This is a genomic window from Micromonospora sp. NPDC048843, assembly GCF_040649965.1.
Classification (GTDB): Bacteria; Actinomycetota; Actinomycetes; order Mycobacteriales; family Micromonosporaceae; genus Micromonospora; species Micromonospora hortensis.
This window is the reverse complement of sequence record NZ_JBEZGJ010000017.1, coordinates 57,274-66,866: the sequence shown is the minus strand read 5'-3', so window position 1 is coordinate 66,866 and position 9,593 is coordinate 57,274. Positions and strand designations below refer to the sequence as shown.

General features: G+C 69.6%; 6 protein-coding genes. 3 read left to right on the top strand and 3 right to left on the bottom strand.

The window, feature by feature from the left end; all coding sequences use genetic code 11:
• Positions 1 to 157 precede the first annotated feature (157 nt).
• Genes fdh through nrfD form a run of 3 tightly spaced genes read left to right on the top strand, consistent with a single transcriptional unit; the run spans position 158 to position 5,442 of the window.
• Entirely contained in the window at positions 158 to 3,433 is a 3,276-nt protein-coding gene (gene fdh / locus AB0C20_RS06800) for a formate dehydrogenase (protein WP_357567545.1), read from the top strand.
• Positions 3,434 to 3,436: 3 nt separating this feature from the next.
• A complete protein-coding gene (locus AB0C20_RS06795; RefSeq protein WP_357180058.1) occupies positions 3,437 to 4,480 on the top strand; it encodes a 4Fe-4S dicluster domain-containing protein in 1,044 nt (347 codons plus the stop codon).
• On the top strand, positions 4,477 to 5,442 hold the full coding sequence (gene nrfD, locus AB0C20_RS06790; RefSeq protein WP_357180061.1) for an NrfD/PsrC family molybdoenzyme membrane anchor subunit: 966 nt from the start codon (positions 4,477 to 4,479) through the stop codon (positions 5,440 to 5,442). Before AB0C20_RS06795 ends, nrfD begins: the two co-directional genes overlap by 4 nt.
• Positions 5,443 to 5,520: 78 nt before the next feature.
• On the opposite strand, the gene AB0C20_RS06785 is transcribed toward nrfD, so the two are convergent.
• The 3 genes from AB0C20_RS06785 to AB0C20_RS06775 form a co-directional block, all read right to left on the bottom strand.
• Complete coding sequence (locus AB0C20_RS06785) at positions 5,521 to 7,080, bottom strand: OFA family MFS transporter (RefSeq protein ID WP_238682613.1); 1,560 nt, start codon at positions 7,078 to 7,080, stop codon at positions 5,521 to 5,523.
• A 232-nt stretch (positions 7,081 to 7,312) separates the two neighbouring features.
• Entirely contained in the window at positions 7,313 to 8,893 is a 1,581-nt protein-coding gene (locus AB0C20_RS06780; RefSeq protein WP_357180065.1) for an MDR family MFS transporter, read from the bottom strand.
• A 73-nt stretch (positions 8,894 to 8,966) separates the two neighbouring features.
• Positions 8,967 to 9,587: a TetR family transcriptional regulator gene (locus tag AB0C20_RS06775; protein WP_357180068.1), complete on the bottom strand. Its 621-nt coding sequence runs from the start codon at positions 9,585 to 9,587 to the stop codon at positions 8,967 to 8,969.
• Between the last annotated feature and the right edge of the window lie 6 nt (positions 9,588 to 9,593).

Genomic DNA, 9,593 nt, shown 5'->3' with positions numbered 1-9,593 from the left:
CCAGCGGCGTGCCCAGCCCTCCTCGAGCCCGTCCACTGTCGGACGCTCGGGAACGCCGGCAAGGCTGGGGGCGGCGCTGTCTGCATCCCCGGGTTCGCGAACCTGTCTCAGTTGACCTATCTTCAGAGGGTCGCTCGCGTGGGAGGGGGTGTCGGGGTTGGGTCTACGGACCTTTATCGAGGGTTGGCCGGTCTATCGCCAGCTCACCGGCACGGACCCGTTGGGCCGGGGTGCCGCGGCGAAGTCCGACGGGTCCCGCGCGCTCACCGCCCGTACCGATACCGCCGACAGCGTCGCCCGGTCGGTCTGCCCGTACTGCGCTGTGGGTTGTGGTCAGCGGGTGTTCGTGAAGGACGGGCAGGTCAGTCAGATCGAGGGTGATCCGGACAGTCCGATCTCGCGGGGTCGGCTCTGCCCGAAGGGTTCGGCGAGCAAGAGCCTGGTTACCAGTCCGCTGCGGCAGACAACGGTCCGCTACCGCCGGCCGTACTCGACGCAGTGGGAGGATCTGGAGCTCGACACCGCGCTCGACATGATCGCCGACCGGATCCTCGCCGCCCGCGAGCAGACCTGGGAGGACGTCGACACGCAGGGCCGGCCGCTCAACCGGACGCTGGGTATCTCCAGTCTGGGTGGGGCGACGCTGGACAACGAGGAGAACTACCTCATCAAGAAGTTGTTCACCGCGATGGGGGCGCTGCAGATCGAGAACCAGGCCCGCATTTGACACTCCGCCACCGTCCCCGGTCTGGGGGCCAGCTTCGGTCGTGGCGGTGCGACGGATTTCCAGCAGGACATCGCCAACGCTGACGTGATCGTCATCCAGGGTTCGAACATGGCTGAGGCGCACCCGGTGGGTTTCCAGTGGGTGATGGAGGCCAAACGCAAGGGTGCGAAGGTCTTCCACGTCGATCCACGGTTCACCAGGACGAGTGCGGTCGCTGACGAGTACCTGCCGATCCGGGCGGGCACCGACATCGCGCTGCTCGGTGGGGTGGTGCGCTACATCCTGGACAACGAGTTGGACTTCCGGGAGTACGTGCTCGCGTACACCAACGCGGCGACGATCGTCAGCGAGGAGTTCAGCGACACCGAGGACGGCGACGGCTTCTTCTCCGGCTTCGACCCGGCGACCGGCACCTACGTGCAGGACAGTTGGCAGTACGAGGGGCACGAGGACTCGTCGGGCAGTGGGCACACCGAGCAGGAGCGGGACAGCGCCGCGGGGCTGACGCACGAGTCGCACGGCGCGCCGGTGGGCGGGCAGACCCGGCGCGATGAGACGTTGCAGCATCCGCGCTGCGTCTATCAGATTCTCAAGCGACACTTCGCCCGTTACACCCCGGAGATGGTCGAGCGGGTCTGCGGCATTTCGCAGGCGCAGTTCCTGGAGTTGGCGCGGGCGTGGACGGCGAACTCCGGCCGGGACCGCACCGGCATGCTGATCTACTCAGTCGGCTGGACGCAGCACAGTGTGGGTGTGCAGTACATCCGCACCGGCGCGATCATCCAGCTGTTGCTGGGCAACATGGGCCGCCCGGGTGGCGGGGTGATGGCGCTTCGTGGCCACGCCAGCATCCAGGGCTCGACCGACATTCCGACGCTGTTCAATCTGCTGCCCGGTTATCTGCCGATGCCGCACCACGCCGAACACCCGAGCTTCGACGAGTGGGTGGACAGCATTCGCCATCCGGGGCAGAAGGGGTTCTGGGGTAACGCGCGGTCGTTCGCCGCCAGCCTGCTCAAGGCGTACTGGGGTGACGCGGCGACGCCGGAGAACGACTTCTGCTACGGCTACCTGCCCCGGCTGACCGGTGATCACGGCACGTACCAGCAGGTGCTCAACATGATCGACGGGAAGATCAAGGGGTACTTCCTGCTCGGGCAGAACCCGGCGGTCGGCTCCGCGCACGGTCGCGCGCAGCGGCTCGGGATGGCCAACCTCGACTGGTTGGTGGTCCGGGACCTGTTCATGATCGAGAGCGCGACCTTCTGGCAGAACGGCCCGGAGGTCGCCACCGGGGAAATCGTGCCGGAGGAGTGCCGCACGGAGGTGTTCTTCCTGCCCGCCGCCTCGCATGTGGAGAAGGAGGGCACGTTCACCCAGACGCAGCGGTTGTTGCAGTGGCGGGAAAAGGCCGTCGAGCCGCCGGGCGACGCCCGCTCCGAGCTGTGGTTCTTCTATCACCTGGGTCGCAAACTGCGGGAGAAGCTGGCCGACTCGCCGCTGCCGCGCGACCGCGCGTTGCTCGACCTCACCTGGGACTACCCCACGCACGGTCCGTACGCGGAGCCGAGCGCCGAGGCGGTGCTGCGCGAGATCAACGGGTACGACGTGGCGACCGGCAGCCCGCTGTCCGGTTTCGCCGAGGCCCGCGCTGACGGCTCCACTGCGATCGGTTGTTGGATCTACAGCGGGGTGTACGCCGACGGGGTGAACCAGGCGGCCCGGCGCAAGTCCCGGCACGAGCAGGACTGGGTGGCCGCCGAGTGGGGTTGGGCGTGGCCGGCGAACCGGCGCATCCTCTACAACCGTGCCTCCGCCGACCCGGACGGCAACCCGTGGTCCGAGCGCAAGCGTTACGTGTGGTGGGATGCGGAGAAGGCCGAGTGGACCGGTTACGACGTGCCGGACTTCGAGAAGACCAAGCCACCGTCGTACCGGCCGCCGGCCGGCGCGTCCGGGCCGGAGGGCATCGCGGGCGACGACCCGTTCGTCATGCAGGGCGACGGCAAGGGCTGGCTGTACGCGCCCAGCGGTGTCCTGGACGGGCCGCTGCCGACGCACTACGAGCCGGTGGAGTCGCCGGTGCGCAACCCGCTCTACCGACAGCAGGCCAACCCGACCCGCAAGATGTACGCACACCCGGTGAACTCGGTGAACCCGAGCCCGCCGCAGGAGCACGGTCAGGTGTTCCCGTACGTGTTCACTGTCAGCCGGCTCACCGAGCACCACACCGCTGGTGCGATGAGCCGGACGGTGTCACCGCTGGCCGAGCTGCAACCGGAGATGTTCGTCGAGGTGTCCCCGGCCCTGGCCGGCGAGGTCGGGCTGACGCATCTGGGCTGGGCACACCTGGTCAGCGGCCGTGCGGTGATCGAGGCGAAGGTGCTGGTGACCGATCGGCTCACCCCGCTGCGAGTGGACGGTCGGATCATCCACCAGGTGTGGTTGCCGTACCACTTCGGTTTCGAGGGCCTTGTCACCGGTGACTCGGCCAACGATCTGTTCGGCATCAGCCTGGACCCGAACGTGCTGATCCAGGAGAGCAAGGTCGGCACCTGCGACGTCCGTCCCGGGCGACGCCCGAAGGGCGCCGAGCTGCTGGCTCTCGTCGTCGACTACCGGCGACGGTCCGGCGACCTCAGCCCGCACTACCCACCGCAGGTCACGACCGACTCCGCCGACAGCGGCCCGGACCAGGAGGTCTGACCCATGCCCCACGCCAACGCCCTGTACGGGCCGCTGGACCCCGCGCCGGACGCCGGCTACGAGAACCCGCCACCGCGGATGGGGTTCTTCACCGACACCAGCGTCTGCATCGGATGCAAAGCGTGCGAGGTGGCCTGCAAGGAGTGGAACGGCGTCCCCGAGAGTGGGCTCGACCTGCTGGGCATGTCGTACGACAACACGGGCGCGCTGACCGCCAACTCCTGGCGGCACGTCGCGTTCGTGGAGCAGCCCCGCTCGGCCGGCTGGGCGACCCCGGCGTTCGCGGGGGACCCGGACGGGCCGGCGATCAGCCCGGTGACGGCGGCGGTCGGCGCGCGTACCAGCACCGACACCGGAACGGACCCCGGCCTGGACACCGGCTCGCCCGCCGCGGCGGCCCGCATGTCGGGCGGGCCGGAGTTTCTGGGGATGCCGGGTGCGCAGCCGCCGGGGAAGGGCTCGGGCGCGGAGGAGCGCACGGATTTCCGCTGGTTGATGATGTCGGACGTCTGCAAGCACTGCACGCACGCGGCCTGCCTGGATGTCTGCCCGACAGGTTCCCTGTTCCGGACCGAGTTCGGCACAGTGGTGGTGCAGGAGGACATCTGCAACGGGTGTGGGTACTGCATCTCGGCGTGTCCGTACGGGGTGATCGATCAGCGTAAGGACGACGGTCGGGCGTGGAAGTGCACGCTGTGCTACGACCGGCTCGGTGCGGGCATGACGCCGGCGTGTGCGCAGGCGTGTCCGACGGAGTCGATCCAGTACGGGGAACTGGACGAGTTGCGGGAGCGGGCCGCCGCGCGGGTGGCGAAGCTGCATGAGCGGGGCGTGCCGGAGGCGCGGTTGTACGGGCACGACCCGAACGACGGCGTGGGCGGTGACGGGGCGTTCTTCCTGCTCCTCGACGAACCCGAGGTGTACGGGCTGCCACCGGACCCGATAGTGACCACCCGGGACCTGCCGGCCATGTGGAAGCGTGCCGGCCTGGCGGCGATGACGATGGCGGTCGCCACCGCGGTCGCGTTCCTGGGCAGGCGGCGATGACGCGCAGTGGCGAGCAGCTCACGGTGCCGGCGGCCGACTTCGCCTCCTACTACGGCCGACCGGTACTGAAGCCGCCGGTGTGGAAGTACGACATCGCCGGCTACCTGTTCACCGGAGGCCTTGCCGCCGGCAGTGCGCTGATCGGCGCGGGCGCCCAACTGACCGGACGCCCCGGGCTGCGCACTGTGGGCCGTTGGACGGCTCTCGGCGGCGTCGCCGCCAGCACGTACCTGCTGGTGCACGACCTCGGCCGGCCGGACCGGTTCCACCACATGCTCCGGGTGGCCAAGGTGACCTCGCCGATGTCGGTCGGCACCTGGATTCTCGCCGCGTTCGGCCCGCTGGCCGGCGTGGCAGCGGTCGCCGAGCTCGCACCGCTCCTTCCGCAGCACGGTGTGCTCGGCCTCGCCCGTCGGATCGCACCGCCCATCGGCAACGTCGCCGGCCTGGCCGCCGCGGCCACCGCGCCGGCGCTGGCCACGTACACCGGGGTGCTGCTCGCCGACACGGCGGTGCCGTCCTGGCACGACGCCTACCCGTCGCTGCCGTTCGTCTTCGCCGGCAGCGCGCTCGCCGCCGCGTCCGGGGTCGGACTGATCGCGGCACCGGCCGCGGAGACCGCCCCACTACGACGACTCGCGCTGGCCGCCGCGGCCATCGAGTTTGGCGGAGGGCACCAACTGGAGCGGCAGGGCCTCACCAGCGAGCCCTACACGCACGGACGCAGCGGCCGGCTGGTCAAGGCGGGACGCGCTCTGCTCGCCGTGGGCACCGCCACCGCGCTGGTCAGCCGACGCAGCCGGGTCCTGGCGGCGATCTCCGGCGCCGCCCTCGTGGCATCGTCGGTCGCCACCCGGTTCGGCGTCTTCGAGGCGGGACGGGTGTCCGCCCGCGATCCGAAGTACACGGTCGTGCCACAACGGGAGCGGCTCGACGAGAAGCGGTCGGCGACCCCGCTCTGAGCGGATCGGCGAGACGGAAGGCGCCCCTTCAAGGAGGGGCGCCTTCGGTTTCGGCGCAGGCGGTCTGGCCGCCGCGCGTCAGCCGGTGAACAGCTTCGCGGCGGTGATGGCGGTCTGGACGATGCCGTACCCGAGTAGCACCGCGACCAGCAGCCACGACAACCAGAGCCGTCCGGTCTGGTTACCGACGCGCGGCGGCGCCGGCGGCTGGCTGTCCCGCCCGAGAGCGACCGGCTCGGTGACGGTGGCCTTCGCCACTGGCGAGGTCGGCCCTCGGTTCGGTTCATGGAACCGCTCGGGCACGGAACGCACCAGCAGGTTCGCGATGAACCCGATGGCGAGGATGCCGACCATTGTGAACAGCGCGGGCCGGTACGCCGCAGCGGTGAGGGTGCCGGGCTTGCCCTGCGTGTCGAGGATTCCGTTGACGATCAGCGGGCCGGCGACACCCGCGGCCGACCAGGCGGTGAGGATCCGGCCGTGGATGGCCCCGACCTGGAAGGTGCCGAACAGGTCACGCAGGTAGGCGGGCATGGTGGCGAAGCCGCCGCCGTAGAAGGAGATGATCGCTGCGGCGATCAGCACGAAGACAGCGGTAGCGGAGTGCCCGGCCACGGCGAGCAGCAGGTACAGCACCATGCCGACGCCGAGGTAGACCATGTAGATGGGCTTGCGGCCGATGAGGTCGGACGTCGTCGACCAGACGAACCGCCCCGCCATGTTGAACAGCGACAGCACTCCCACGAAACCGGCCGCCGCCGTCACCGAGACCGTGGTGGCGGTCCCGTTGTCCCGGAAGAAGTCCTGGATCATCGGGCTTGCCTGCTCCAGGATGCCGATGCCCGCTGTGACGTTGCAGAACAGCACGATCCACAGCAACCAGAACGACCGGGTGCGCACGGCGTTCGACGCGGACACGCTGGCCGTCGTCACCAGAGGCCGGGCGGCGACGCTCGCGGGGTCGAACCCGGCGGGCCGCCAGTCCGGTGCCGGAACCCGGACGTTGAACGGGCCGAACATCATGATCACGAAATAGCCGATGCCGAACGTGACGAAGAGCGCCACGAGGGCATGTCCCGACGCTACGGCGGCCGGGTTGTTGGGGTTGTAGCCGGAGTCGTAGAGGGAGAGCAGTTGGCGCGCGAGCGGCCCGGCGACCAGGGCGCCGCCGCCGAACCCCATGATGGCGAGCCCGGTGGCGAGGCCGGGGCGGTCCGGGAACCACTTGATCAGTGTGGAGACGGGCGAGATGTAGCCGATGCCGAGCCCGATGCCGCCGATGACGCCGTATCCGAGGTAGAGGAGCCAGAGTTGTTGGGTCGCGATGCCGAGCGCGCCGACCAGGAACCCGACGGCCCAGAAGCACGCCGAGACGAACATCGCCCGGCGCGGTCCGTTCCGCTCCACCCAACGGCCACCCACCGCCGCCGACGAGCCCAGCATGACGATGGCGATACTGAAGATCGCCCCGATTGCCGTCTGGCTGACGTCGAAGTGCGCGATGAGGGAGTTCTTGTAGACGCTGGTCGCGTAGACCTGGCCGATGCACACGTGCACGGCCAGTGCCGCGGTCGGGATGAGCCAGCGGCTGTATCCCGGGGGAGCGACAGTGTGCCGAGGATCGAAGACCGACAGCATGGGCATCGTCCACACCTCCTGCGGCTGAGTAGGCCGCGACGTTGCCGAGCTGTCCGACCCGGCAGTTGGCCGAGGGGCGCCGCCGCAGTGGCGGCCCGGCGCACGTCTGGCGTCAGCCGTTGACCGGCTCAATCTCACGTTACGTGGCGATGAGTTCGCGCCAGGTCGTTACCGAGAAACGCGGAAACGGGGGCGGGCCAACCGGCCCGCCCCCGCTCTGCTGGCGTACGGCTCAGTGGATCGCGGCCTTTGCCGCTGCCTCCTCCTGGGCGCGTCGTTCGTCCCCGCTGAGGGTGTGCAGCGGCTTCTCCTTGATGAACAGCACGACGATCAGCGCGAGCAGCGCGATCGGCGCGCCGACCAGGAAGAGGTCAGCGGTGGCGATGCCGTACACGTCCTGGACGATGCGCAGCACCGGCTCGGGCAGGGTGGACAGGTCGGGCACCTCGGCGGAGCCACCGCCGGCGGTCGCCGCCGGGCCGAGCCGTTCGGTAGTCAGCGAGGTCACCCGACTCGCCAGGACCGCGCCGAGGGCGCTGACTCCGATCGCTCCGCCCATGCTGCGGAAGAACGTCAGCACGGAGGTGGTGGCACCGAGTTCGTGCGCCGGCACGTCGTTCTGCGCGGCGAGCACGAGGTTCTGCATGAGCATGCCGACGCCGACGCCCAGCACGGCCATGTAGATCGACAGCACGACGACGCTGGTATCGGCGTCGATGGTGCCGAGTAGCAGCATTCCGACGGTCATCACCGCGGCGCCGGCCACCAGGTACGCCTTCCAGCGGCCGTACTTCGTGATGAGCTGACCGGCCACCGTCGACGAGACGAGCAGACCGAAGATCATCGGAAGGCTCATCAGGCCCGCGACGGTGGGCGACTTGCCCAGCGAGATCTGGAAGTACTGGGACAGGAAGACGGTGCCGCCGAACATCGCGACACCGACCAGCACGCTGGCGATGGTGGCCAGGGAGACGGTGCGGTTGCGGAAGATGCTCAGCGGGACGATCGGCTCCGCCGCCCGCGACTCGACGACCACGGCCAGCGCCAGCAGAACCAGACCGCCGATGACCATCACCGCGGTCCAGCCGGAGGCCCAGTCGAACTTGTTGCCGGCCAGGGACGACCAGATCAGCAGCGTGGAGACGCCCGAGGTGATGAGCAGGGCGCCCAACCAGTCGATCTTCGCCTTGCGACGGACGACCGGCAGGTGCAGGGTGCGCTGGAGAAGGGCGATGGAGATGATGCTGAACGGGACGCCGATCAGGAAGCACCACCGCCAGCCCAGCCACGACGTGTCGACGAGCAGGCCGCCGATGAGCGGACCGGCGATGGTGCCCACACCGAAGACCGCGCCGAAGATACCGGCGTAGCGGCCCAGCTCACGCGGCGGGATCATCGCCGCCATGACGATCGTGGCCAGCGCGGTCATGCCGCCGGCGCCGATGCCCTGGACGACACGGCTGAGCAGCAGAACCTCGACGTTCGGCGTGAAGCCCGCGATGAGTGAACCCACAACGAACAGTCCCAGCGACAACTGGATCAGCAGCTTCTTGCTGTACAGGTCGGCCATCTTGCCCCACAGCGGCACCGTCGCCGTCATGGCGAGCAGTTCGCTGGTGACGATCCACGTGTAGACGGTCTGGCTGCCGTTCAGATCCGCGATGATCCGCGGCAGCGCGTTCGCCACCACAGTGGAGGCGAGGATGGACACGAACATGCCGACCATCAGGCCGGAGAGGGCCTGCAGAACCTCCCGACGCGACATGCGCGTGCCGACGTCGGCGGTGTCGGCGGGCGGGACGGTGGTGGTCATTGACGCTCCCTTGTCGGGTTTGTGGCGCAGTGGCTGGCCCCGGAGCTGATGCGGCGGGGCGGGGACCTGCGGGTCAGGAGGGGGACGGCGGATCCGGCAGGCCGGCGGCGATCGCGGCGAACGCCTCGTCGACGAAGTCGTGCAGGGGCCGGGCGTCGTCGCCGGCGGCCCAGCGCAGCATCGCGGTGCGGAAGGCGGCACCGGCGACAGCGACGACCAGCGGAGGGTGCCCGTGGTCGAGGCCGACGCCGAGGCGGGTGGCGACGACCGTGACCATTGCCTGCTCGGTCGCGCTGTTGCCGGCCACCAGCCGGGGCAGCAGTGCGGGGTTCTGGGCGATGACAGTCAGTCGCAGCCGCCACAACTCCCGGTCGGCCTGGATCGAGTCGATCGACTCGTCGAGGGCGACCCGCACCGCCTGCAACGCCGACACCTGCGCCGGGGCGGCTGCCAGTCGCGCCACGACCGGGTTGCCGTCGAGTGCAGGGTCGTCGGTGAGGGCCTCGTCCTTGCAGGTGAAGTAGTTGAAGAAGGTCCGTGAGGACACGTCCGCGGCCTCGCTGATCTCTTCCACAGTGACGTGCTCCAGGCCGCGTTCGGCGACCAGCCGCAGCGCGGCGGCGGTCAGCGCGGCCCGCGTCTGCGCCTTCTTGCGGTCGCGACGTCCGGGCGCAGCGTGGTCGGTGTCGGTCACGCCGGC